General features: G+C 63.3%; 17 protein-coding genes and 1 pseudogene. 7 read left to right on the forward strand and 11 right to left on the reverse strand.

Features of this window, described 5'->3' with window-relative positions; translation table 11 throughout:
• The first annotated feature begins 671 nt into the window (after positions 1–671).
• Complete coding sequence (locus BRAD285_RS28715; protein WP_087877574.1) at positions 672–2,285, forward strand: IS1182 family transposase; 1,614 nt, start codon at positions 672–674, stop codon at positions 2,283–2,285.
• A 365-nt stretch (positions 2,286–2,650) separates the two neighbouring features.
• On the opposite strand, the gene BRAD285_RS28720 is transcribed toward BRAD285_RS28715, so the two are convergent.
• From BRAD285_RS28720 to BRAD285_RS28750, 7 genes are all read right to left on the reverse strand, one after another.
• Entirely contained in the window at positions 2,651–3,820 is a 1,170-nt protein-coding gene (locus BRAD285_RS28720; RefSeq protein WP_006615600.1) for a mandelate racemase/muconate lactonizing enzyme family protein, read from the reverse strand.
• Positions 3,821–3,855: 35 nt separating this feature from the next.
• The gene (locus BRAD285_RS28725; protein WP_006615601.1) at positions 3,856–4,560 is read right to left on the reverse strand and encodes an SDR family NAD(P)-dependent oxidoreductase; all 705 of its coding nucleotides are present in this window, start codon (positions 4,558–4,560) and stop codon (positions 3,856–3,858) included.
• A complete protein-coding gene (locus tag BRAD285_RS28730; RefSeq protein WP_006615602.1) occupies positions 4,557–5,627 on the reverse strand; it encodes an ABC transporter substrate-binding protein in 1,071 nt (356 codons plus the stop codon). The genes BRAD285_RS28725 and BRAD285_RS28730 overlap by 4 nt, the downstream gene beginning before the upstream one ends.
• A 33-nt stretch (positions 5,628–5,660) precedes the next feature.
• Positions 5,661–6,500 carry an ABC transporter permease gene (locus tag BRAD285_RS28735; protein ID WP_035648964.1) on the reverse strand — a complete coding sequence of 280 codons (840 nt, stop codon included), beginning with the start codon at positions 6,498–6,500 and terminating at the stop codon, positions 5,661–5,663.
• Positions 6,493–7,320, reverse strand: a complete 828-nt coding sequence (locus BRAD285_RS28740) for an ABC transporter ATP-binding protein (RefSeq protein ID WP_006615604.1) — start codon at positions 7,318–7,320, stop codon at positions 6,493–6,495. The genes BRAD285_RS28735 and BRAD285_RS28740 overlap by 8 nt, the downstream gene beginning before the upstream one ends.
• A 77-nt stretch (positions 7,321–7,397) precedes the next feature.
• Positions 7,398–8,342 carry a dihydrodipicolinate synthase family protein gene (locus BRAD285_RS28745; RefSeq protein ID WP_035648956.1) on the reverse strand — a complete coding sequence of 315 codons (945 nt, stop codon included), beginning with the start codon at positions 8,340–8,342 and terminating at the stop codon, positions 7,398–7,400.
• A gap of 25 nt (positions 8,343–8,367) precedes the next feature.
• Positions 8,368–9,183, reverse strand: a complete 816-nt coding sequence (locus tag BRAD285_RS28750) for an IclR family transcriptional regulator (RefSeq protein ID WP_006615606.1) — start codon at positions 9,181–9,183, stop codon at positions 8,368–8,370.
• 235 nt (positions 9,184–9,418) lie between these two features.
• On the opposite strand from BRAD285_RS28750, the gene greA reads away from it, so the two are divergent.
• Positions 9,419–9,901: a transcription elongation factor GreA gene (gene greA, locus BRAD285_RS28755; protein WP_006615607.1), complete on the forward strand. Its 483-nt coding sequence runs from the start codon at positions 9,419–9,421 to the stop codon at positions 9,899–9,901.
• Positions 9,902–9,907: 6 nt separating this feature from the next.
• Positions 9,908–10,369, forward strand: coding sequence for a metallophosphoesterase family protein (locus BRAD285_RS28760; protein WP_006615608.1), 462 nt, complete (start codon positions 9,908–9,910; stop codon positions 10,367–10,369).
• Between the two features lie 61 nt (positions 10,370–10,430).
• Here BRAD285_RS28760 and BRAD285_RS28765 read toward each other — a convergent pair whose 3' ends face one another.
• On the reverse strand, positions 10,431–12,779 hold the full coding sequence (locus BRAD285_RS28765) for a phosphocholine-specific phospholipase C (RefSeq protein WP_006615609.1): 2,349 nt from the start codon (positions 12,777–12,779) through the stop codon (positions 10,431–10,433).
• 168 nt (positions 12,780–12,947) lie between these two features.
• On the opposite strand from BRAD285_RS28765, the gene BRAD285_RS28770 reads away from it, so the two are divergent.
• Positions 12,948–13,823 carry a MurR/RpiR family transcriptional regulator gene (locus BRAD285_RS28770; protein WP_006615610.1) on the forward strand — a complete coding sequence of 292 codons (876 nt, stop codon included), beginning with the start codon at positions 12,948–12,950 and terminating at the stop codon, positions 13,821–13,823.
• Between the two features lie 63 nt (positions 13,824–13,886).
• On the opposite strand, the gene BRAD285_RS28775 is transcribed toward BRAD285_RS28770, so the two are convergent.
• On the reverse strand, positions 13,887–16,574 hold the full coding sequence (locus tag BRAD285_RS28775) for a TIGR02302 family protein (RefSeq protein WP_083846486.1): 2,688 nt from the start codon (positions 16,572–16,574) through the stop codon (positions 13,887–13,889).
• 227 nt (positions 16,575–16,801) lie between these two features.
• Between BRAD285_RS28775 and BRAD285_RS28780 the strand changes: the two genes are divergently transcribed.
• Both BRAD285_RS28780 and BRAD285_RS36400 read left to right on the forward strand, forming a co-directional pair.
• Positions 16,802–17,074, forward strand: coding sequence for a hypothetical protein (locus tag BRAD285_RS28780; protein ID WP_035648959.1), 273 nt, complete (start codon positions 16,802–16,804; stop codon positions 17,072–17,074).
• A gap of 619 nt (positions 17,075–17,693) precedes the next feature.
• A pseudogene (locus tag BRAD285_RS36400) lies at positions 17,694–17,849 on the forward strand (type II toxin-antitoxin system HicA family toxin); the annotation flags it as partial.
• 123 nt (positions 17,850–17,972) lie between these two features.
• Here the strand turns inward: BRAD285_RS36400 and avs4 are convergent.
• Both avs4 and argC read right to left on the reverse strand, forming a co-directional pair.
• Positions 17,973–22,799 carry an AVAST type 4 anti-phage nuclease Avs4 gene (gene avs4, locus BRAD285_RS28790; RefSeq protein ID WP_087877677.1) on the reverse strand — a complete coding sequence of 1,609 codons (4,827 nt, stop codon included), beginning with the start codon at positions 22,797–22,799 and terminating at the stop codon, positions 17,973–17,975.
• Positions 22,800–23,218: 419 nt separating this feature from the next.
• Entirely contained in the window at positions 23,219–24,193 is a 975-nt protein-coding gene (gene argC / locus BRAD285_RS28795; RefSeq protein ID WP_006615614.1) for an N-acetyl-gamma-glutamyl-phosphate reductase, read from the reverse strand.
• Positions 24,194–24,293: 100 nt separating this feature from the next.
• On the opposite strand from argC, the gene BRAD285_RS28800 reads away from it, so the two are divergent.
• Positions 24,294–24,500 (forward strand): hypothetical protein, encoded by a 207-nt coding sequence (locus BRAD285_RS28800; RefSeq protein ID WP_006615615.1) that lies wholly within the window; start codon positions 24,294–24,296, stop codon positions 24,498–24,500.
• Positions 24,501–24,724: the final 224 nt, after the last annotated feature.

Consider the following 24,724-nt stretch of genomic DNA (forward strand, 5'->3'; position numbering starts at 1 on the left):
CCACGGTCGTCCCGCAGTCTCCACTGTGGTCCCAGCGAACGCGGGGCCCAATAGACACCGGCCTCTGTTGAGACGCGACGCTGGTCCTCCATCGTGTGTAATCACTTCCCTGGGGTTATGGGTCCCGGCGTTCGCCGGGACGACAGCAGTATTTTCGGCGCGCGCTTGCGATCCCGCGGCATCTGATGCCCGAGCTGTGCTGATCGTTGTCACCCCTCAACGAAGTCGAAGGGCGCAGGGAATGCCGGGTGCTGGCCGCAACCCATGGCCCGCCTGCGAAAGAAAATGCAGGCGGCAGGTACCACAGGTTCAGCCGACATTCCGGCATTCCCTGCGCGATGGACTTACGGCTGCTTCGCGATCTCCCCGGTGCGCCGGCTATTTGGCCACCGTCGTCTACGCAGCGCATCAGCAACAGCGTAAACTTGACCTCAGCCTCGGGAGGTCAGAACCACGCGACTTGACCGTCCGCAAGCTGCCGTTCGTCGGCGCAGGTCTCCCCACGCTGCGGCATCTCGCGGCCATCGCCTCCCCGCCTCGCGTGTCGTGACGATCGCGCGCAACGCCCCTTCGATGTGAGGCGGGATGCGCGGAAATTTGGAGGTGATTTGCCCGACGAGGCTGGGCAAGAATCTCGGGCGTTTTGCGTGGCGGGATGTACGATTCGGCTTATGACGAATCGCCCGTTCAAGAGCGGTGAGAGCCGCGAGCAAGCCAGCCTGTTTCCACCGCGGATCGAGGATTACGTATCTGCGGACAATCCGGTTCGTGCGATCGATGGCTATGTCGATGCGCTCGACCTTGCCAAGCTTGGATTTCGGCACGCCGACCGGCGCGCGGCGGGAGCGGGACAGCCGCCATACGCCCCGTCCGATCTGCTGAAGCTGTACCTGTATGGCTATATCAACCAGATCCGGTCATCACGCCGGCTGGAGCGTGAAGCCTGCCGCAATCTGGAACTGATCTGGCTGCTGAAGTCTCTCAAGCCCGGCTACCGGACGATCGCCAATTTCCGCAAGGAGAACTGGGCGGCCCTGAAGGCCGCGAACCGCAGTTTCGTGCTGCTGCTTCGCGAACTCGATCTGATCGGCGGGACCCTGGTCGCGGTCGACGGGGCGCTATTCCACGGCAATGCCAGCAAGGACAGCATCTTCACGCGCGGGAAGCTCGCCAAACAGATCGCCAAGCTCGATGAGGAGATCGAGGCGTACGGCAAGTCCCTCGACACCAACGATGCAGCAGAAGCCAAGCGGCCCGACAACGGCAAGGATGGCAATGGCGGCGGCGATGTCGGGGACAGGATCAAGGAACTGATGGCGCGGCGTGAGCGCGCTCAGTCCGATCTGGAGAACCTTGACAAAAACGACAAGGGACAGGTGTCGAAGACCGACCCCGATGCGCGGCTGCTGAGCAAGGGCGATCAGACGATTGCAGGCTACAACGTCCAGAGCGTCGTTGACGACAAGAACAAGCTGATCGTCGCCAGCGAGGTCGTCAATCGCAGCGATGTCCGACACCTGCATATGATGGCGATAGCGGCCAAGGAGAACCTGGAGGTCTCGTCGCTGCAGATATTGGCCGATGTCGGCTACTACAACAGCGAGGATATCAAGGCTTGCGAGGATGATGGCATCACCGCCTATGTCCCGCTGCATCACGGCAATGGCAAGAAGCACACGCGCTTCACGCGAGCTGACTTCACCTACGATTCCGCAACCGACACCTACCGGTGTCCCGCAGGCCAGGCGCTGCATCCCACGAAGAAGCTCTGGAAGAATACGAGCGGCAGAATGGAACGCCGTTACCTGGGCTCAGTGCCGACCTGCAGCGTCTGCCCCCTCAAGGCGTCTTGCCTCTCCGCGAAGGCCAAAAGCCGCAACGTCTCTCGGTGGGAGCACGAGGAGGTGCTGGATCGTCACCGCCAGAGAATGGCGAGCGAACAGGCTGGCCAGCTGATGCGTCGCCGCTCAGCCCTCGTCGAACATCCGTTCGGCACACTCAAGTGCCGCGCCGGGTATCAGCATTTCCTCGTCCGCAGCTTCGACAAGGTTCGCGGGGAATGGAGCCTCATGGCGCTCTCTTACAACTTTAGCCGCGTCCTCAACATTCTCGGCCTGAACGACTTCCTCGCCCGCATCACCGCGTGGGCTATTGCAGCTCAACACGCCGCCTCTGCCGAGGCCAACGCCGCACGAGAGGCGATTCCGCTTGCCTTGATACGAAACTGGACGATGATACGGCTATGGCTCGAAGTCGCACCGCGCCGAGCCCTCCTAGCCTCCTAATTTGGATTCTTGCCCAGCCTCGACGAGGCAAGGCTGCATCCATGCGACAAACTGGCTCGACGGGCAGTTGGCGCAGGGCTGTCATGAGCAAATTGCCCGTCGGGCATATGCGCGTGAGGCCCCTGGATTGCTTCGTCGCTCCGCTCCTCGCAATGACGGAGAGTTTGCTGTGCGTCACAACTGTCCGCCGTCATTGCGAGCGCAGCGAAGCAATCCAGGGGTCACGACCCGTGTCGGCTGTGGCTGGGCGAGACGGAGCGGCAGCGTGCCTCGAACGTCTCCCTGGGGATATGGGTCCCGGATCTGCGCGCGCGTGCCGCGCGCTTGTCGGGACGACAGCGAAATTGTGGTTGGAGGCTTGCGCCTCAAGCGCTGAGCGCGCGCATCTCCGCATACAGGTCGGACTTGCCTTCGAAGCCGATGCCGGGGAGATCGGGCATGGTGATGTGGCCATCAACCACCTTCACGCCGTCGGGGAAGCCGCCGTAGGGCTGGAACAGATCCGGATAGCTCTCATTGCCGCCGAGGCCGAGGCCTGCGGCGATGTTGAGGGACATCTGGTGGCCGCCATGCGGGATGCAGCGGGACGACGACCAACCGTAGGTCTTGAGCACATCGAGCGTGCGCAGATATTCGCACAGGCCATAGGACAGCGCGCAGTCGAACTGCAGCCAGTCGCGGTCCGGGCGCATGCCGCCATAGCGGATCAGGTTGCGGGCATCCTGGTGACTGAACAGGTTCTCGCCGGTCGCCATCGGGCCTGGATAGAAATCCGCGAGCGTCGCCTGCAAATGATAATCGAGCGGATCGCCGGCTTCCTCGTACCAGAACAGCGGATAGTCGCGCAGCATCTTGGCGTAGGCGATCGCGGTCTCCAGGTCGAAGCGGCCATTGGCGTCGACGGCGAGCTGATTGTTCGGGCCGATCTCCTCCAGCACGGCCTCGATGCGCTGGCGGTCCTCGTCGATCGGCGCGCCGCCGATCTTCATCTTGACGACGTTGTAGCCGCGTTCGAGATAGCCGCGCATCTCGCGGTGGAGCGCCGAGAGGTCCTTGCCCGGATAATAGTAGCCGCCGGCGGCGTAGACGAAGACGCGTGGATCGGCCTTGCGGTTGTGACGCTCGGCGAGCAGGCGGAACAGCGGCTTGTCCGCGATCTTCGCCACCGCATCCCAGATCGCCATGTCCAGCGTGCCGACCGCGACCGAGCGTTCACCATGGCCGCCGGGCTTCTCGTTGCTCATCATCGCCGCCCAGGCCTTGTCGGGATCGATGTTGTCCCTGGTGGCATCGAGCAGCGATGCGGGATCGGCTTCCAGGAGGCGCGCGCGGAAACGCTCGCGGATCAGCCCGCCCTGGCCGTAGCGGCCGTTGGAGTTGAAGCCGTAGCCGACGACGGGGCGGCCGTTGCGCTCGACATTGGTGATGACGGCGACGAGGCTCGACGTCATCTTGGTGAAGTCGATATAGGCGTTGCGGATCGGCGATGAGATCGGCTTCGTCACCTCGCGGACGTCGACGATGCGGATGGTCATGGGTCTTCTCCTGGTCTTGGTCCCGCACGCTGCCCTTAGAGCGAGGCGCCTGCGCAGATGGTAATGGTCTGTCCGGTGATGGCGGCCGCTTCGGGCGACAGCAGGAAAGCGGTGAGCGCTGCAACTTCCGTGGGATCGACGAAGCGGCCCATCGGCGGCAGCACCGGCGCGGTGCCGGCGCGGCTGGGATCGCGCAGGAACGGCGTGTCGGTCGCAGCCGGTGCGATGACGTTGACGGTGATGCGGCGCGGCGCCAGCTCGATCGCCCAGGATCGCGCGAGACCTGTCAGTGCCGCTTTGGTCGCCGCGTATTGGCTGCGTCCCGCGGCGCCATTGGCAGTGCGGCTGCCGATCAGGACGATGCGTCCGCCTTCGTCCATACGAGGGGCCAGCGCATTGGCCAGGGCTTCGGCAGCGCCGACATGGACGCGCCACATGCCCTCGCCGTTGTCGGGCGCGAGCTCGCCGAGCCGGCCGACGCGCATGTAGCCGGCGGCGTGAACCAGCGCGGTCACCGCGCCGACCTCGACCAGGCCCGCGAGCAGCGCGTGCGACTCGGCGAGATCAGCTTGCAGACCTTGAAAGTGCTCGTGTGAGACGGCGGACATCGCGCGGTCGATGCCGGTCACGCGCCACCCGCCTGCCAGCAGCCGTTCTGCAATGGCGCGGCCGATGCCGGAGCTGGTTCCGGTCACCACCGCATGGCCACCAGAACGTCTGTTATGATCCGCTGCCGTCATCCCTTGTACGCAGCCGCCTCGGCCTTGATCTTCACCGCATCGAAATTGTTGATCTTCTCGATCAGCTCATTGGTGTAGAGCGCAGCATAGTCCTTGATGTCCAGCCCGTTCATCACCGCCTCGGTGCGGAACTCCTGCTCGTTGATCGCGCCCATCTTCGTATCCGCATAAGGCGGCGCGTAGAGCTTGATGCGGCGGCTGATCGATTGCAGCACGGCTTTCACCGCTTCGTCCTCGCTGGCGCCACGCGGCGCCGTTTCGGGATAGAGCTTGAGGAACGCCCTGGCGCCGGCGGCAGGGTTGGCGAGCAGGAACTGCGAGGCCTTGCACACCGAACGGCCGAAGCCGATCAGCAGCTCGCGATCCTTCTCGAACGTCTGAGGCATCGCCATCAGGAACTGGCCGCCGACCATCGGGATCGAGGTCGGACGGGGCAGATAGGTCAGCGCGATACCGGCGGCTTCGATCTGGCCGAAGCCCGTGTCGAAATAGGCGAGCGCATCGATCACGCCGCGCTGCAGGGCGACGCCGGCCGGCGTGCCGTTGCCGACCGCGACGAAGCTCACATCCTTCTCCGGATCGAGGCCGAGCGCCTTCAGCACGTTCTTGGTCACCGGATATTCGGTGGCGCCGAAATCGGAGACGCCGATCTTCTTGCCCTTGAGATTCGTGTAGCTCTTGAGCGCCGAGCCCGGCGGAACGGCGATGTCCCATTTGTACGGATAGGTGTACTGATAGAACATTCTCGCGCCGCTCCATTCGCCCTTGGCGAGCAGCGGCAGCGCCGTCGAGGGCACGCCGACGCCGATCGCCACCGTGCCGCGATCGGTCGCGACCTGGACGTTGGCGTTGGTGCCGAGCGCCTGGACATCGAGCGAGAAGCCCTCCTGCGCGTTGTAGCCGAGAGCCTCGCCGATCACGCAATTGATGATGGTGGCATTGAGCGCCTTGAGGCCGACGCCGAAGCGAATCTTCCTCGCGTCCGCGGCCATCAGGATCGAGGGCGCACCGCTCATCAGCAGCGCCGCGCCGGCGCTGCTCTTCAGGAATGACCTGCGCGAAACCATGTTCGTTCCTCCCGTTCTTATTTCTTTCCGTTCTTATTTCTTTCGATTGGCGCCCCAGTGCACGACCTTGGCCTCGCACCAGCGCACGATGCCATGCAACACGATTCCGAGCAGGCCTAGAATGATCAGGGCCGCGAACACGCCGGCCACGTCCGACACCGCCTGCGCCTGGGTGATGACCACGCCCATGCCGCGCTGCGCGCCGAGGAATTCCGCAACGATGGCGCCGAGCAGCGCGTACACCACGGCCATGTCGAGGCCTGCGAAGATGAAGGGCGCGGCGTTGGGCAGCTTGACGATGCGATAGGTCTCGAAGCGCGAGGCCGATAGCGAGCGCATCAGATCGATACGTTCCGGTTCGACCGCGCGCAGGCCGGTAAAACTGTTGATCAGCACCGGGAAGAACGACAGCAGCGCCGAGATTGCGATCTTCGAGCCGTCACCGAAGCCGAACCAGATCACGATCAGCGGCGCGATCGCCACCTTGGGCAGGCTCTGCAGCGCGAAGGCATAGGGCATGACGAGACGCTCGATCGCCTCGACCTCGGCCATCAGCGAGCCGATGACGAGGCCGAGCCCGACGCCGATGGCGCACCCCATGGCGGCGTTGCTGAGCGTGCTCCACAGCGGCAAATAATAGCCGAGCGGACTGGCCGGATTGACGGCAAGCCCGGACCACAGCGCGCGGACGACCGCTTCCGGCTTCGGCAGGATGTAGGACGGGATGTTCAGCAGGTTGACGGCGGCGATCCAACTCAGGATCAGCACGGCCAGGCCGATCCAGGCGATCGACGAGCCGAGATTGAGGCGGCGGCTGGGCTTTGTCGATTTCTGGGTCATGGCAGGCGCGGCGATGTTGGCGAGATCAGTCATGGCCATGCTCCTGGGCGTTCAGCAGCCCGCGAACTTCCTTGGCGAGGCGCGCGTAGTCGGGATGGAGCACGATGTCGTCGAACGTCCGTGGCCGTTGAATCGGAACGGGGAGGTCGGCCAGGATGCGGCCGGGGCGCGCCGACATCACGATGACGCGGTCGGCGAGGAAGATGGCTTCGGAGATCGAATGCGTGATCAGCAGGATGGTCTTGCGGTTCTCCTGCCAGATCCGCTGTAGCTCGAGGTTCAGGCGCTCGCGCGTCAACGCATCGAGCGCGCCGAACGGCTCGTCCATCAGCAGGATCTCGGGGTCGCGCGCCAGCGCGCGGCAGATGCCGGCGCGCTGCTGCATGCCGCCGGACAGCTCATAGGGATATTTGTCGCCAAAATCGCCGAGGCCGGTCACCGCGAGCAGGCGCTCGATGCGATCGCCGGCAGGCGCATGCCTGCCGCCGACGCGCAAGGGCAACCCGACATTGTCGCGTACCGTCATCCACGGCAACAGATTGGCCGCCTGGAACACCACGCCGACCTTGCGCGAGGGACCGGCGACCTTTTCGCCGTCGAGCAGCAGGCGTCCCTCGCTGTAGCCATCGAGCCCGGCGAGCAGGCGCAGCAAGGTGCTCTTGCCGCAGCCGGAAGGACCGACGACGCAGACGAACTCGCCCGGCTTGATGTCGAGCGAGATGCGGCTCAGCGCATGCACCGCTGCGCCCGAGGCCGAGACGTAGGTCTTCGACACCTGGTCGATCGCGATCAGCACGTCCTCTGGCGAGGCAGGAGCGCGCTGCGGCGCATGTTCGACATCCATCATCAGCATGAGCGTCCACCCGGATTGTTATTCGTTGATTGTCGGACGCGGCAGCCGGGCCGGGCCGGCTGCCGCTGGTCGCAAGCTCAGGCCGCAGCCTGCACCGTCAGGCCGGCCGCGGCGACCGCGGCGCGGATCGCGGCCATCTCCTCGGCGCTCGGCGCATGCGTCGGCGGACGCACCGTGGCATCGCGGATCACGCCCGCGACCTGCATGGCGGCCTTCATGCGGCCATGCGCCTCGCCGGTCGGCTCGCCCGCGCCATACACCGCGTCCTTCAGCGGATCGATCATCGCCTGCAGCTTCATCGCGAGCTTGAGGTCGCCGGCATTGACCGCGGCGTACAGGTCGTAGATCAGGTCCGGAATCAGGGAGGCGAAGCCGACCAGTGCGCCATCGACGCCCTGCACCATCGAGGCCAGCAGATATTCGTCGTGGCAGGTCAGCAGCGCCTTGTGCGGCGCCGCCGCCCGGATGGCCTTGAGGTCGCGGGCATATTTGTTCATCTCGCGGGTGCCGATCTTGAAGGCCTGGACGTGATCGAGGCGGGCGAGTTCGGCGAGCAGCTCCGAGGAGAACGAGGCGCGGGTCCAGGCCGGGTAGACGTGGACGATCAGCGGCAGCTTCGTGGCCTCGCCGATCGCATTGAAGTAGTCGAGGCAGTGCTCGCGCTTGAAGCCGAAGCGCAACCAGTGATGCGGCGGCATGATATCGAGCGCGGTGGCGCCGGCCTCCTTGGCCATCATTGCGTGCTCGATGCCGTCCTTGATGCCTTCGCAGACGACGGAGGAGATGGTCGGGCAGATGCCGGTGAGCGCCTTGGCGACGATGCGCGTCACCTCCGCGCGCTCCTTGGCGGTGAGGCTGAACACCTCGCCGGTGTGGCCGTTGGTCATGATGCCGACGATGCCGCGGCGCCTGCCGAGCCAGGCCGCATAGCGCGTCAGTTCTGCCTCGTCGATCGAGTGGTCGGCGTTGAAGGGGACGGCGATCGCCGGGATGATCCCCTTGAAGTTGGTCATGACGCTCATATCGGTCTCCTGGTGAATTCTGATGTCATCGGTTGGAAACGGTGGCGGTGGCGCCGCCCATGGCTTCGAGCGCGCGCGACAGCTGCGCGGCCGCGCGCAGCAGCGGCGCGACGCCCATCCGCTCGAACGCCTCTGCCGAGATGCGCATGGTCGGCGCGGCGACGCTGATCGCGGCGAGCGGCACGCCATCGCGATCGACGACGGGCGCGGCGAGCACGCACAGGCCGGGCGCATTTTCCTGGTTGGACAGCGCGTATCCGGCAGCCTTCACCTGGCGCAGGCGCTGCAACAGCGCGTCGAGATCGGTGATCGTGGTCTCCGTGCGCTTGATGCGCGGCTGCGCTTCGAGCACCTCGACCTGGGTCTCCACGGGGAGCAGGGCGAGCAGCGCTTGCCCGACGGCGGTGGAATAGACCGGCGCGCGGCTGCCGATGCGGACGTCGACGCCGAGCCGGACGAGGCCGGCCTGGATGCGCTCGACATAGACGATGTCGCTGCCGTCGAGCACGGCGAGCGAGGCGGCCTCGTTCATCTCGCCGACCAGGCTGCGCAGGATCGGGCGGGCCTGGTCGCGCAGCTCGGAGCGCGCGATCGCATGGAAGCCGAGGTCGAGGCATTTCAGCGTCAGGCGGAAGCGCCTGCTGTCGCCGACCTTCTCGACGTAGCCGAGCATCACGAGCGTGTTGAGCAGGCGGAATGTCGTGCCCTTGTCGAGCGTGGCGCGGCGCGCGACGTCGGCCAGCACCAATTCGGGCTCTTCGCTGGTGAAGGCGTTGAGCACCTGAAAGCCCTTGGCCAGCGACTGCACGACGCTTTTGCCAGCCTTGTTGTCCTCGTCCACGGGGAGGCTCCGACGTTTCCTGCTTGACGCCCATCTTGATGGCGGGCATTTTCGACTTGCTAAAGTTCGGATTGCGAACTATAGTTCGTATATTCAAGCGATGTTGCCGGTGCCTGTCAAGGGGCGCGCCGTTGCGCGTACGCCTGTCAGGATGGCAGCTTGAAATTCGCCTCTCCCGCATGATCTCTCCCGGACGCGCGGCCCATCGGGCGTCGCGCTTCGCAGGAGACTGGGATTGAGCGTTGCATTCACCAAGGAAGAGAGCGCCGAGACGGCCGCCGAGACCATGCTGCCCGACCGCCCGGTCTCGCCGCATCCCAACCTGGTCACCGAAGCGGGGCTGAAGGCGCTCGAGGATCAGCTGCATCAGGCGCAGGCGGCCTATGAAGCGGCGCAGGCGATCGAGGACGTCAACGAGCGGCGGCGCGAGCAGGCGCTGCCGCTGCGCGACGCCCGCTACTTTTCGACGCGGCTGCGGACCGCGCAGGTGATGCCACCGCCCGCCTCCACCAACACCATCGCCTTCGGCAGCACGGTGACGTTCGAGCGCGGCGACGGCCGCGTGCAAACCTATCGCATCGTCGGCGAGGACGAGGCCGATCCGAAGCAGGGCATGATCTCCTACGTCTCGCCGGTCGCACAGCGCCTGATGGGCAAGGCGGTCGGCGACGTCGTCGACGTCCAGGGCCAGGAGATCGAGATCGTCAAGATTGTCTGAGGCGAGATGAGGATCGGGATCATCTCCGACACCCACGGCCTGCTGCGGCCGGAGGCGGAGCAATGTCTGGTCGGCGTCGATCACATCATCCACGCCGGCGATATCGGCCGGCCCGAGATCATTGACCGGCTGCGAGCCATTGCGCCGGTCACCGCGATCCGCGGCAACATCGATACCGCGGATTGGGCGAAGGCTTACGCCGAGACCGAGACCGTCAGCCTCGGCGGCCGCACCTTCCACATCGTCCACGATGTTCACGATCTGCAGATTGATCCCGCCGCTTCTGGCATCGACGTCGTGATATCGGGCCATTCGCATCGCGCTCGCGAGGAGACGATCGGCGCCGTGCTCTATTTGAATGCCGGCAGCGCGGGGCCGCGACGATTCAAGCTGCCGGTGACGCTGGCGACGCTGGATGTCGGCGTAGGCAGTCTGTCGCCGGTCATTCACGACCTCAGCGGTCACTGATGTTCTCTCATGCAGAAGGGCGCCATCGGGCGCCCTTCGCGATGTCTGGATCCGGCAACGATCAGAACTGATCGGCGCGGGCCATGCCGGGATCGCTGAACGACGGACGGCCGGTCTCGATGTGGCCGGCGACGCGGCGATAGAAGCTGTCGTCGGTGTCGCTGGTGACGACGAAGTCGTACCACAGGCCCGACTTGCGCAGATGCCAGTAGAGCTCGCCGTGGCGGCCAGGCGCGGAGACCTTGACGGTCCACGACGTCGACGGGCCGCCATGGCTCGGGCCGGGGAAGAAGGTCGGCGCGCCGAAGCCGAAGCCGGGGGCATCGAAGTCGGGCGCCGGACGGAAGCCGGGCACGGTGCCGAAGCCGACCGGATGCACGTCGGGCCGCGGACCGAAGCCCGGGCACATCGGCTCCAGCGCGGCCGACACCGACGCGGTGACGGCCTGCAGCGGTCCATAGATCTCGTTGGACGTCACCGCAAAGTTCACGCGACCCTGGCCGTCGTTGCGCAGCTGCATGTGCAGGCCGCCCTCGAAGATGTTGTAGCCGACGAAGATCTCGGGATTGGCCGCATGCGCCTGGTTGATCTTGCGGACGTTGCCCTTGAAGTGGCGATGGAAGCCGTTCGGGCCGAGCACCCAGAGATCATAGAGCCCGTCAGTGCCGACGCTCCATTCGTCATCGATCATCTTGCCGGCCTCCACGGTGTAGCGGCGCGGAATGAGATCGAGGTGCTGCTTGTCGTAGACGTGGAACACGGCGCCGGCGAAGCCGGTGTTGGCGAACAGCAGCTTCACCTTGCCGCTGGCCGCATCGACCCTCGCGGTGGCGTGCAGGATGTAGGGCAGCGGGCGCGAATAGCGCACGCCGCTCTCCTGGTACAGCGGCTGCGGCGTCGCCGGCGCGACCGGAGCGGGCAAGGTTTTCTGGTGCGCATCCGAGGCCTGCCAGTTGCTCTGGTCGGGCAGTTCGGGGAAGCGCGGATCGTTCGGGCTGGCGAAGTCGAACGCCGAGGTCAGGTCGCCGGAGACGGCGCGATGCCACGGGCTGATCGCCTCGACCTTGATGCCGAAACGCTTCTCCAGGAAGCGGCCGACCGAGGTGTGGTCGAACACCTGCGAGTTGACCCAGCCGCCCTTGCTCCACGGCGACACCACATACATCGGCACGCGCGCCGACAGGCCCCACGGACGGATGTTGCCGCTGATCGTGTCCGTCGCGGTCAGCACGTTGCCGACGGTGTTGGAGAAATACTCGCCGTCGAGCGGCAACGTCGCCTTGCCCATCAGCTTGCCATTGATGTCGTAGGACGGCACGGCCGGGGCCGGCAGATGATCGAAGAAGCCGTCGTTCTCGTCGAAGGTGAGGAAGAAGACGGTCTGGCTCCAGACCTCGGGATTGGCCGTCAGCGCTTCCAGCACCTGGTCGGTGAAATTGCCGGCGCGGGTCGGGCTGCCGCCGCCGGGATGCTCCGAGTTCGCCTGCGTCGGCAGGATCCACGACACCTGCGGCAAAGTGCCGGCCATCACGTCGGCCTTCAGCCGGTCGAGATAGTCCGGACCGCCGGTCAGGCCGTGGACGTAGTTCGGATCGTTCGGCTGCGCATGACGGAAGCTGGAGAATGCGAGACAACCGTGCATCGCGCCGGTCCAGTTGTCGTTCATGTCCTGGTAGATGTGCCAGCTGACGCCGGCCTTGTTCAGGAGGTCGGGCAGCGTGTCCCAGTTGAAGTCGCTGCCGACATACTTGTAGTTCGCCTGCGGCTGCGGCTGGCCGGCGACCCAGGTATGCGGGTTCGGCCAGCAGCGCAGATTGTTCGGCTCGGCATCGCTGGTGGTGGAGTTGATGCCCTGCGCGCGCAGCGCCGGATTGAAGTTGGAGCCGGACCAGAACACGATGCGGTTCGGATCGGTGCCGGTGGTGATCGAGGCGTGGTAGGCGTCGCAGATCGTGAACGCCTCGGCGAGCGCGAACTGGAACGGGATGTCGTCGCGGCCGAAATAGCCCATCGCGTAGGGCGTCTTGTACTTCGGCCAATAGCCCATCTTGCCCTGATTCCAGGCGGCCTGACTGTCGCCGAACGAATGCGGCGTGCCGTAGCCGACCAGCGCGTTCGAGGTGGTTGAGTCTCGGTGATAGGGCGGGATCTCGCGGGTGCCGTCGGACTGGAACCACACCGGCTTGCCGCTCTCGAGCGGGATCGGGAAGCGGTCGCCGAAGCCGCGCACGCCGCGCAAAGTGCCAAAGTAATGGTCGAACGATCGGTTCTCCTGCATCAGGATGACGATGTGCTTGACGTCCTGAATGGTGCCGGTCCGGCGCCGCGCCGGAATGGCCAATGCCTGACGGATGCTGGCGAAGGTGGCAGCCGCCGTGGCGCCTGCGAGAAAGTCGCGACGTGTTGTCATGATGTTTCGGCCTTCTGAATTCCTGGAGAGGAAGTCGGCGGCGGCCGGGCACCGACCTCCGCCTGGGAACGGCCGAAGGGGTAGCAGTGCGACTTGACGTGGCTGTGAAATATTTATTTATGATCAGATTCACGATGAGATTTTCTCAGTCGAGCAGATGAGGCGCATGTGACGGGTTCCACCTTCAGCTCCGGGCCGGCTGCGACCGGCATCCTGTCTCGCGTGCGGGAGCTGCAGAACGAGCTGCCGCCCAAGGCGCGGCAGATTGCGGAGCTGGTGGTCGCGCGGCCGGAGCCGTTCATCCACATGTCGATCACCGAGGTGGCGGAGGCCTGCGGGGTCAGCGAGGGGACGATCGTGTCGTTCTGCCGGCGGGTGGGCGTGCGCGGCTTCCAGGAGCTCAAGATCATGCTGGCGCGCGACCTGATCGAGCCGATCCGGCTGATCCAGGAGGATCTGCATCGCGGCGACGATCCTGCGACGGTCACGGACCACATCTTCGCCGCCCATGCCGCCTCGCTCCAGGAGACGCGGCGGCTGTTGTCGATGGACGCGCTGGCGCAGGCGACCAGGCTGCTGCGCGAGGCGCGGCGGATCGAGATCTACGGCATCGGCAGCTCGGCGCCGGTCGCGCAGGATCTGTCCTATCGGCTGCTGCAGCTCGGGCTCGCGGCCAATGCCATCGTCGACTCCCACGTCCAGGCCGTCAGCGCCGGGATGACCGGCCCTGAGGTCGCGACCGTCACCGTGTCGCATTCCGGCAGCACGGTCGAGACGGTGCTCGCGACCAGGCTGGCGCAGGCGGCGGGCGCGCGGACCATCGGCATCACCCGGCTCGGGAAGTCGCCGCTGGCGGCGCATTGCGAGGTGCTGCTCTACACCGTCGCCAACGAGACGCGCTATCGCCCGGAGGCGATGAGCAGCCGCGTCGCGCAGCTCGCGATCATCGACACCTTGGTCAGCTGCTGCGCGCTGACCGACACCGAGCGCTCGGTCGAGAAGCTGCAGCACGCGGCCCGCATCCTCTCGGAGAAGCGCTACTGACCGGCACGGCCTCCGCTCCAAACGGCGAGCCACGGGGATGATGTCCCGCGGCCGCCGCATTCCTCAGTAGTCCTTCAGCAGCCGCTCGATGTAGTCGAGCTCGACCTGCGGCCGCGAGGAATCGCCGAGGCGGCGGCGCAGTTCTTCCAGGATGCGGCGGACGCGCTGGACGTCGATCTCGCCCGGGATCTTCTGCGAGAAATCGTCGATGTCGCGGCCCGGATGCATCGGACGGCCCAGCGGATCGGTCTGCTGCGCGCCCTGCTGGCGGCCGGCGCGCTGACCGGGACCGTCGCCCGGCTGGTCGCCGTCGCCCTGCTGCATCGCCTCGGCGAGGCTCTGCGCGCCCTTCTTCAGCGCATCGAGCGCCTTGCCCTGCGATTCCACCGCGCCGTCGGCGTTGCTGTCGCCGAGCTGGCTGCCGGCATCGCCCATCGCGCCATCGGCCTCGTCGAGCCCGTCGCCGCCATCGCCCTGCTCGCCCTGGTCACCCGGCTCGCCTTGCTGGCCCTGCTGCCCCTTCTGGCCTTTCTGACCCTTCTGTCCCTTTTCGCCCTTCTGGCCCATGCCGCGCTTGGCGAGCTGCTCCTGCAACTGCTTCAGCCGGTCGCGCAGCGCCTGCTGGTCCTGCTGCAGGTCGCCCATGCTCTGGTCCTGGTCGCCCTGCTGACCCTGCTGGTTCTTGCCGCGGTTGCGCCGGGAATCCTGGCCCTGCTTGAAGGTCTTGTCGCGAAGCTGCTGCTGCTTGCGGATCATGTCGCCGAGCTCGTTGAGCGCCTGCTCCATGTCCTGGTCGCCGCCCTGGTTGGGCTGCGCCATCTGCAGATTCTCCAGCATCTGCTGCAACTGCTCGAGCAGCTCGCGCGCGCCCTCCTTGTCGCCCTGGCGCGACAGCCGCTCCATGCGGTCGATCATGTTCTGCAGGTCCTGCTGGCGCAGCACCTTGGTGTTCTGGTCGAGCGGCCGCTGCGCCATCTGCGGATTGTTGCGCAGCTGCTCGGCGAGCTGGCGCATGTAGTTGTCCATCGCCTTGCGCAGGTCCTCGGCGAGCTTCTTGATCTCCTCGTCGCTGGCGCCGCGCTCCAGCGCCTGCTTCAGCGCGTCCTGCGCCGCGCGCAGCGCCTTGTCGACGTCGGAGATGTTGCCGTCCTCGATCGTCACCGCGAGCGCCCACAGGCTGGCGACGACCTCGCGCAGCGCATCGTCGGTGCGGGCGGCCTCGAGCTGGCGCGTCACGGAATGCAGGCCGAGATACTGGCCGGGCTCCGGCGTGAACAGCTCCGGGGCGATCGCCAGCGCATCGAGCGCGGTGAACACCTCGGCATTGCGGTTGGCGTCGAGCGCCAGGATCCGCCGCTGCTCGATCAGCGCCCGCGCCAACGGCTTGGTGAACAGCCGCTCCGGCAGCTTGGTCTCGAACGGCTCGCTGGTGCCCTCATTGCCGGCCTCGTCCTTGGCCGTCAGGGTCAGCGTAACGTCGGCGCCGGCATAGGGGTCCTCGCTGAGATCCTTGACGGTCTGGCCGACGCCGTTGCGGGTGCGCGCGTTCGGCAGCACCAGCGGAAACTCCGGCGGCTGGAACAGCGGCCGCGCCGCTGGCGTATCCGCCGTCTTGGAGTCAGCCTTGGTTTCAGGCGCACGCGCGGCGACTTTGGCGCGGGCTTCGGTGACGCCGTAATCATCCTCGATCTTGTAGGACAGCTTCAGCGAGCCGCGCGCCTGACGCTCCGGGTCCTTGGCCATGCTGATGACCGGCGGCTTGTCCGGCGTCGCCGCGAACACCCATTGCGGCTGGCCGGCCGGCGCGCGCACATGCACGGTGCCGTCGGACTTGATGACATAGTGCTTCTCGGTGGTGCCCTTCGGCGCGGCCTCGCCGGCGGCGACCTCGTTCGCCGCGGCCTCCGTGACGCCGCCGCCGGTGATGACGTCGAGATTGCCGCCGCTGGAGCGGATGATCAGGGTCGAGCCCGCCGGCACCACGATCGGGCCGTTCGCGGGCACCGCGCCTTCCTTGTTGGCGGCGGACAGGATGATCGGCGGCTTCGCGGTGTAGAGCGGCGGCTTGATCCAGGCATCGACGCGGATCGTGACCGGCGTCAGCACGCCGTTCCAGTCGAACGCGGAGGCTATGCGCATCGGCCGCTCGTCGCCGGCCGCGACATAGGTCGCGACCAAGAGCACGACGACCAGCGCGCGCACGGCCCAGGGATCGTGCAGCGACAGCCGCGGCCGCGGCGTGCCGGCACGGATGCGCTTGATCGAGGCGAGCGTGCGCTCGCGCTGCGCCTGCCACAGGGCGTGGGCGATCGGATCCTTGGTGGTGAGCGTATCGGTCAGCGCGGTCGCGGGGCGATGCGCGATGCCGGAGCCGCGGTCGAGCCGCGCCAGGCCCTCGTCGCGGCTCGGCCAGCGATATCTCAGCATCGGCACGGCGGCGCCGAGCAGCAGCAGGAGAAACAGCGCAACGCCGATCATGCGCGCCGCGAACGGCAGGCCGAGCCACAGCCCGGCCCAGGACACGATCAGGAACAGGCCGAGCACCATCAGCAGCCGGGCGAGATGCGGCCAGCCGCGCTCCCAGGCGATGGCGTATTGCGCCCGCTTGAGCGCCTGCGCCAGCTTCAGCCGCGCGAGGCGGTCATGGGTCGGCCCGCTATTGGCCGAACCAGCGCTGGTTAGACCATTGTTGGCCAAACCTTGGGGGGTGCTGCTTGCCGGCCCGGCCGGCTCGGGGGTCACGCCGCTCAACAATCTCTCCAGGTTGCCCGGATGTTCACCCTAGCACAAAGGCAGCCGTGAGGCACCCGTTCCTGTGGGGCATTCCCCGCGGCGGAAGCGGTTCACACGGGAGTGTGACCGGGCCGGTTCCCGAAAATTCACGGAAGCCTGCCGTCCGGCCTCTCGTCGCGGCCAGGGATCGCGGATACGTTGGCCGCTTCGCGAGCTTCTCCCCGAGCGCAAACGGATCAGGCCTCATGAACCTCCTCTTCGTGGCAGTCGCGCCGATCTGCTTGTTGGGAGGACTCGTCGCCGTGGTGGTCGCGATCTACTCGTTTTTCGTCATGTTGCAGAACGAACGACCCGACAACCGCACATGGCTCACGTCGTTGCTGGGCCCGCTCATTCTCTTCATTCCCGGCCTCTGGACGGCGGATGGCAACGCCGCTCGCCTGCGGCTGATCTATAGCTTGCTCGTGTTCGGCGCGTGTTTTCTGATTCTGAACCTGCTCGGAGTCGGACAAAAGTAACGTCCTGCACACCTCCCGTGCCCCCTTCTGCCGTGCCCCTGCCCCGACCAGGATGTCGCCGAAGACTTGCATCGCGTGACGCGCCGTCATCGCTCCCGCATGCAGCCGTGATGATCCGTTCTCGCGGCATGTTTCGCCCGAGCTTTGCAAACAGAGATGACCCTCTCCAAACAGAGGGCGCAGGGAAGGCCAGGTGCCGACTGGCACCTGCGGTCCGCGTGCAACAAATAAGCACGCGGCAGAACCACAGGCTCAGCCGAGATCACCCGGCCTTCCCTGCGCGATGGTGTTACGACTTATACGCGCTCTTCCCGGGGACCGGCTTGTTGGCCCCGTCGCGGACGACACGTCCTCGCCCACTTGGCATCAGCACCGGGATGCCAGAACCACGCGACTTCCTCGTCGCACCAGGATCGTTCGTCCGCGCGAGCAAGCCCACGCTGCGTCCCGATGCGCCCACCGCATCCCGCACCCGACGTCCGTGACGATCGCGAAGCGCCCCCTCTGTGGGACGGGATGCGGGCAGTAGAGCACGATTTCGGATAAAGCGCAAGAGACATTTTGGAGCGGAGGCCCTGAGGGGGTTACGGAAGCTTGGACGTGCCGGGCCTCGCCGCGCGAGGCGAGCCGCGAATTCGTTAGGCATGGACGCGGCGATCACGAGACCTGGCAAAGCCCGATCAACGGCCACCGCTTCGTCGTCGACAACGCCATTCCCTCGCGCCATCCTGCCAATGACGGGCTGAAACAAGCTGGACTGCCGAAGGCGTTCTGACGACAATCGCACCTAATCCTCACGCGAGCGTCTTCATCCCAGCCCCGAGAACCCAGTCCACCAATTGCTGCCTCGCATCGATCCCGCCAAAGTGCTAACACCGGCATCGAATTTCCATATTCTTCAGAGAATATCCTCCCTCAGCAGGTATGCCGTCGCTGAGCCCCTCTCTAACAAAAAGTTAAGAGTAGTGAGCATCTGGTGCTGACTGTGGGGGGTCGTGCGGACTTTGTGTCGGTTCTGACGCAAGTAGGCGCGAACGAGGTTCTCCAGATAATAGATCGTATTTACCTCGAGCTCCCTTGACACCAACTCGGGCACGCGTTCTATGATGCTGCTGATCCATGAAATTCCATCCTCGACAAATTCGCTTCCAATTTCGTTCAGAAACTTGGCAAGCGAGTACAGTACAGCGGGATGATCCCCCATGTCCTCGGCGACACGCTTGAAGAATGCCCTCTCTCGGGCCTGAAGCGAACGCCACGTTTTTGCATCTTGCCTCCAGTACGGCCATGCAAGTAGATAATTGTGCACGACCTCCGCGCCATAGAACCGTCCCGTCCTACGCTCGCATAGCTCCTTTATACTGGGATAAAATAGCTCCCATACGCTCCAGAACTGTTCATACTGATGCACCTTATCCTCAGCAGACACGAACGAGCTCAATAGCGAGGCAACCTCACGCGATCCGCCGAAGTGCTCCAATAGTGGCTGCAAGTAACCACGGATGTCCTCCTTCTCAGATTGCAGCACCACCAGCGCCAGCTTATCGAAGAAGCGCAGACGAAGAGTGTAGTCAAATTTATCCTCCTCGCCCCTTGCAAGCAGCCGTTTTGCAAGAGCCTTACAGAGTGCCCTAGCAAACTCCTTGTGGCGCTCATCAGTCGTCGGAATAGGAAGAAGCGAAAATCCAGTCGCGAGAACCGTACCGCTTAGAGTGTTTACCGGTGGAATTTCTTCGTGAGTTATCTGGCCACCAAACGCCCTCTCAAGCTCCGCCTGGCACTGCTTAGTAAATTCATCAAGAACATCCGATCGCGAGAACTCGACGGCTCCCTTTTGCCACCTCTCATCTCTGATTGAGCGCCGAATGGCATCTAGCCGAGGCTTTAAGAGAAGATAGCCGCAAAGCAGAGCGTTCGCCTCAATCGCAAGATCACCCCACATCTCAACCACCGCAGAGACCGCGAAATCAGAGAACCTTTGTGACATACCAGCCGGCTGCTCATTGAGCAGCACGAATAGCAGAAGCGCCCTGACACGAGATCCTTCTTCTGGAAATTGCCTCAAGATTAACGGCAGGATGCGAACAGCGACGCTTACACCATCAGACACCTGATACCGATACTCCGGGTCGAGCGATGCTGAGGCGTAGTCAAGCACTACATCTTTGCAAAAATCCCGCTCCGATGCATCGAGCGCCTCGAACTTGTCTCTCAGCAAGACTGCACAAGCGTGGGCTGGGACATCCCTGTAGAATAACGAGAACCTTCCATCATCGCCTCCTTCTGCGCTCACCCCCTCAAGAATGCCCCTCATTTCTTTGAACGCTTGCTTTGCGTCACCATCGTACTGAGGATACTTCTTGTACTCCTCCTCGTTTCGTTCATAGCGATAATGCGCCCAAAGCTTTAAAGGCGTGTATTGCATCGCCACCGTCGTTCTTGCGACAGCCTCATCGCTATACTGTCTTAGCTCCGGATCTATCTCCGGATTGAAATTGATAATTACCTTGTCATCCTTGGTCTCGGTAGAAATGTTCATTTTGCGCCGATCCATGCGCGCAAGATACAGACGCCAAATCTTGTCGCCATCTGTTTCCTCGGCTGCATCCGGTAGCGTCGCATAGTAATCGTCGAAAAGGCGCCATATTATCTCTTGCCTGACCCCAACAACTTCCTCGGTCTCATCGCCCGATCGAAACAGCTGATACTTGAGTGCGAGATGCTCTAAGTTCATCTTCCGGTGCGAATCATCGCATGTACGCAGACGCTCGTTTGCATAGACACCGGTTCGGTCGCTATTGATCGCGAACAGCCCTCTTGCGGACATGTCCAACCGCCACCTCTCGGTTTCGAAAAGGAACAACTCCTTCGTTCGAAACAAAACTTTCGCCACATTGAAGAGCTTGTTCGGTTCGGCCAACACAATACTCGTCACCAAACCGGTGATTGACGCCGAACGAGAACCTTCGATCAGATACAAACACCAGCCTTCCAAGACTTCCGATCTTGCCATCTTTGCCTGGGCTAGTAACCATCGCTCTAGCGCCATGTGGATGGATTCGAGAAGCACTGGCGCAACCTGCGTCCCTCGATAAAGATTCCAGATACGGCTGGATATCAGCTGCCTGATGGGCTCCTTACCATCGACGTGTATCTCAATTTCTTCTACCTCAGCCCTTCCAAGCTCGGTTTGGGCGAAGTGCTCGACTGCCCTATTGGTGAATCGGAGAATAAAGTCTGCCGCTTCCTTCGGAGCTACCTGCATCAAATTAAAGATCGGCGTCTGGAACGCACTGGCAGGATAGTAATCTGAGTGATTACTGGCGAGATCGAAGTACGATTCCATCTCCAGATCAGATCGATCTGAGTACCAGGCACGCCTTTCCTTCGGTGGAGTGTAGACCCAGTAGAGTTCCGCCAAGCACAGCGTCTCTGTCGGCAAGCACTTGGAGACAACGCTTGTCTCCCCAACATCCGAAAGCAAGGCCTTCGCTAATTCATAATAAGTCGTCCGGCGAGTGACATCGCCACTGGAGACCATGTTGGTGAATATTCTCCTCAGTTCGCCTACGATCTCGGCGGCGCCATTAAAGATCGTCTTTATAAGCCTCTCCTTCGTATCGTCTTCGATACCGTACGGGAAGCGGCCGTTATCTCTAGCTAACTGTTCATAGTAGAAAAGAGCCAACTGAGCGGCATGCCTCGTTGTCACCCCCTGTTTGTTATAGCGATTCCATTCGTCCAGCACGGGTAAAACTAGGTTCATATACGCCAATCCAAGCTCGCCCCTATGCCGGCTTATGAAGGCAACGACGCTATGCCACCCTGCCCCCTTTGGCTTGGCAAACAGATGCGCCACTGCATGGCTCTGCGCTCCAAGCGCCTTGAGCAACTCATGATCCACATCCTTGCAAGCGATGCGCAGCAAGAAGAGGATCTTGGTTAGCAGGCGATCTTCATATTTGCGTTGAACGGTAACGGAACGATCGGCGCTAGTTGACTCTCCATCGTCGATTGACTTTTCCGGTATACTAAGAAGCTTTGCGCTAATATAATCGATAAATACCTCAGCGTAAGGAGAGAGCATTGCGGCCACAATTACCTCGTCCCTCCAATGGCGCTCCACTGTAGGTGCATCAATCGTTTCTTCGATAAGTCTTCTGGCTGCACTATCATCTGCCAAAAGCTTCTCTGAAAGCCAGACTCGAAAGGCTCTACGTATGGGCAGCGAACTGCCGATGGTCTCGTAGAACTTACTGAATGACGCTGCGGCACGGAAGGCACGTTCAATTAACTTGTCGAGCGCCCACTCAGCATAAATGTCATGCGCAACAAAATAGCCACCCGCAATTTCGTCATACTTTATGATTTCGTCTGCTTCCAGCTGCGGCAGCACTTCGTCGGCGCCCTCGACCGCTACGAAGAAACTGCCTGTGTTCGCCCGCTTTCTCGCTATCTCCAGGAAGCATTGCTCTCGCCTGCGGTGCAGGTTGCTTCGGGTATCGGCTGTCTTCGCGATGCGAGTGTTCCACATCGCATCGCGGAATTCTGAGTAGTTGATCTTCGTATAGCCTCTGGGATAATCACGGAGATATTCATTTAAATAGAATGGATTTTGGAGCAGCTTACAAAGTCGCTCATTTTCCGGAAGTACGAACGAGTAATTCTCGGCAAGCTGCGCCAACTCCTCAGCCGTCAAGCTCTCGATCGCAAGCGGCTTGAAAGAGACGCCGTAAACGTGGATCAGCGTACGCTCTAAGTCTTCGAGATAGTTAAGGCGGGTTGTGAAAATCACCTTCCATCCCGCTGATCGCAAGGTGGACAAGATCTCTTGGAAGACCTCAGGATGCTCTATGCTCGAAAGCTCCTCTGCCGAATCCACAACGACGTATTTTTCGTCAGAAGCACTAAACCCCTGAATGAGGTCCGACAGAGTGAAGTTGCCGTAGTCCTTAAAGAGTTGATTGACGTTCGCAATCGCGCTGAATTCGGTTGCCTTGAAGACAAATAGGGGCGCGGCGGCCGCGAGTTCGCTGCGGAAATCTTTCACAACGGCCGTCTTGCCAACGCCAGCCTCCCCGCAAACGATCACGACAGGCGATTGCTGCAGCGTCTCCTTGAGACGCGCTACGAGCGAACTTCTGTCGATTTTGATTATGGCCCCATGCGAGGCAATTTCTGGGCGGATAAGATTGGGAATGGCCTCGGTGTGTCGGGTAAGTTCCTGTATTAGATCGATGGCGCTCTTTTCGTTGGTGAAGAAATATCGTGCGATATTCGCGTTTTCTTCACATACGAGCGGCTTTTCAAAGAAGTTGCGCATTCTCCAAGTGAGACTTACTCCCTTGGAACGCGCATGTTCCTCCACTTCTGTTTTGTACTTTGGCTCCTTCGCCCCAGATTTTCTGCTCGGTGCAAAGTCGGCGCTTATATAGAAATAGATTTGCGTAAGGCTCGGGTTCTGGAGCTTGGCGTCGTCGATGGCCTTTTTTAGCGTTTCGACTTGTCCAGACAACTTGTCGACGAACTTGGCCTGCCAGCCTATTACCTCGCTGCCTACGGTGATTGGATCTTCTTCAATGCCGGCCTGATTGAAATAGCGCAAAGGACCGATCGGCTGCTTGTGCTCTTTGGCAAACAGGAGCGAGCAGAACCATTCAAAGGCTTTCTGTTCTCTGCCGTTAAATTTGGCTGCGAAAGCTCCCCAATTTGCCTCGACGATCATGACGTGAGTGTACTCCCGCGGAAAAGGTTCTGCGAACGGTACCGCCTTGCATTGCACCAAGGCGCATCCTTCGGATGCAACAACTGGCCAGCTGCGGCAGATTCGGCCAGAAAGAACAACCTAGGAGCCCACCAAAGTACTTGGCATCAACAATTTATTGGATTTATTCACCTTTTTAAACGCCCCCTGTGCGGCGGGGCTGCGGCCGCTCGCCCGCCCCTCACGCCGCTCGGGCCTTCCACGCGTCACCCAATGGATCCTTCGCATGACAATCGGCCATGGGAACCGTTCCTTCGCGTGGAACGAAATAACAGGGATTACGGCGACGATGCACTCAACTCGTCATTCATCAAGTTGCAGCATCGTCGTGCTGTTCGCAGCGAGCATTTCCGACGCCAACTATGGTCTTGCAGTCGCCATCACGGCCAAACCGGCGCCCCCTCCAGCCCCGCCGTCTCCGGCAGCCCGCACATCAGGTTCGCGTTCTGCACCGCCTGCCCGGCGGCGCCCTTGCCGAGATTGTCGACGACGCCGAGCGCGATCACCAGATTGCGCGCGGGGTCGGCGGCGTAGCTGACGAAGGCGAGGTTGGAGCCGGTGGCCCATTTGGTCTGCGGCGGCTTGTCGGTGACGCGGACGAAGGCGCGGCCTGCGTAGAAGCTTCGGGCGGCGTCCAGGCACTGGTCTGACGTGGCGCGGCCGCGGGCGTAGATCGTGGCGAGGATGCCGCGGGTCATCGGCACCAGATGCGGCGTGAACACGAGGCCGGCGGCGCTGCCGCCGCTGATCCGTGCGATCGTGCTTTCGATCTCTGGCATGTGGACGTGTTTGAGCAGGCCGTAGGGGATCAGGTTCTCGTTGCTCTCGGCGTAGCCGAAGCCTGCGCCGCCGCCGCGGCCGGCGCCGGAGATCCCGGTCTTGGCGTCGATCACGATGTTCTCGGGCGCGATCAGCCTGTCGGCCAGGAGCGGCGCCAGCGCGGTCAGCGCCGCCGCCGGGAAGCAGCCGGGATTGGCGATGCGGGTCTTGCCCGCGATCGCCTCGGGCCAGACGTCGGCGAGGCCGTAGGTCCAGCCGTCGGCGTAGCGGTGGTCGCCGCCGATGTCGACGATCTTCACCTCGCGCGGGATGCGCGCCAGCGCGTCGCGCGAGGCGCCGGTGGGGAGCGAAGCGAAGAGAACGTCGAGCGGCGGCAGGCGCGCCGGGTCCCACTTCTCGATCACGAGATCGGCGAGCTTTGCCGGCACGCCGGGGAAGCGCTCCACCAGCCGCTGGCCGGCGCTGCCCTCGCCCGCGGCGTAGACCAGCTCGAACGAAGGGTGGCCCGCGATCAGGCGCATCGCCTCGCCGCCGCCAAAACCGGAGATCCCGACGATGCCGACGCGAATGCTCATGGGTGGGGTCCTCGCAGAACCGTGTGACCGATCAGGTCGGGAATCGATCAGGGCAGGCGGTCTCGCGCAGGCGCCTGATCCGGGCTAAACTAAAATCACCATGGTCAATAAGCAAACCAGGCTGCTGCCGTCAGCCCTGCCCCCGAGCGAGACCGAACGCGCCGAATGGCAGCGCTTGAGCCGGGAGCAGCAGATCGCGCGCTATCGCGAGGTGCTGGAGCATCCGGACAGTCTCAGGATCAGCGACGCGACGATGAGCGAGGTGCTGGTGAAGGCGAGGCAGCGCGTTGCGAAGCGCGGTGGCTGAATTCAAGCGTTCGGCCTAGTATGAGCGCCAACTCTGCCACAGCGCGCAACTTCGAGATCAACGCGCAGTCACCCTCCCCTGGAGGGGGAGGGTCGGCTCATATGCGCGAAGCGCATGTGGGCCGGGGTGGGGTGATCTCTCCACTTGCACCGGCGCCCGCGGTCACCCCACCCCGCTCGCCCGCTTCGCGCGCGATCGACCCTCCCCCTCCAGGGGAGGGTGAG

It is taken from the genome of Bradyrhizobium sp. ORS 285 (assembly GCF_900176205.1).
Classification (GTDB): domain Bacteria; phylum Pseudomonadota; class Alphaproteobacteria; order Rhizobiales; family Xanthobacteraceae; genus Bradyrhizobium.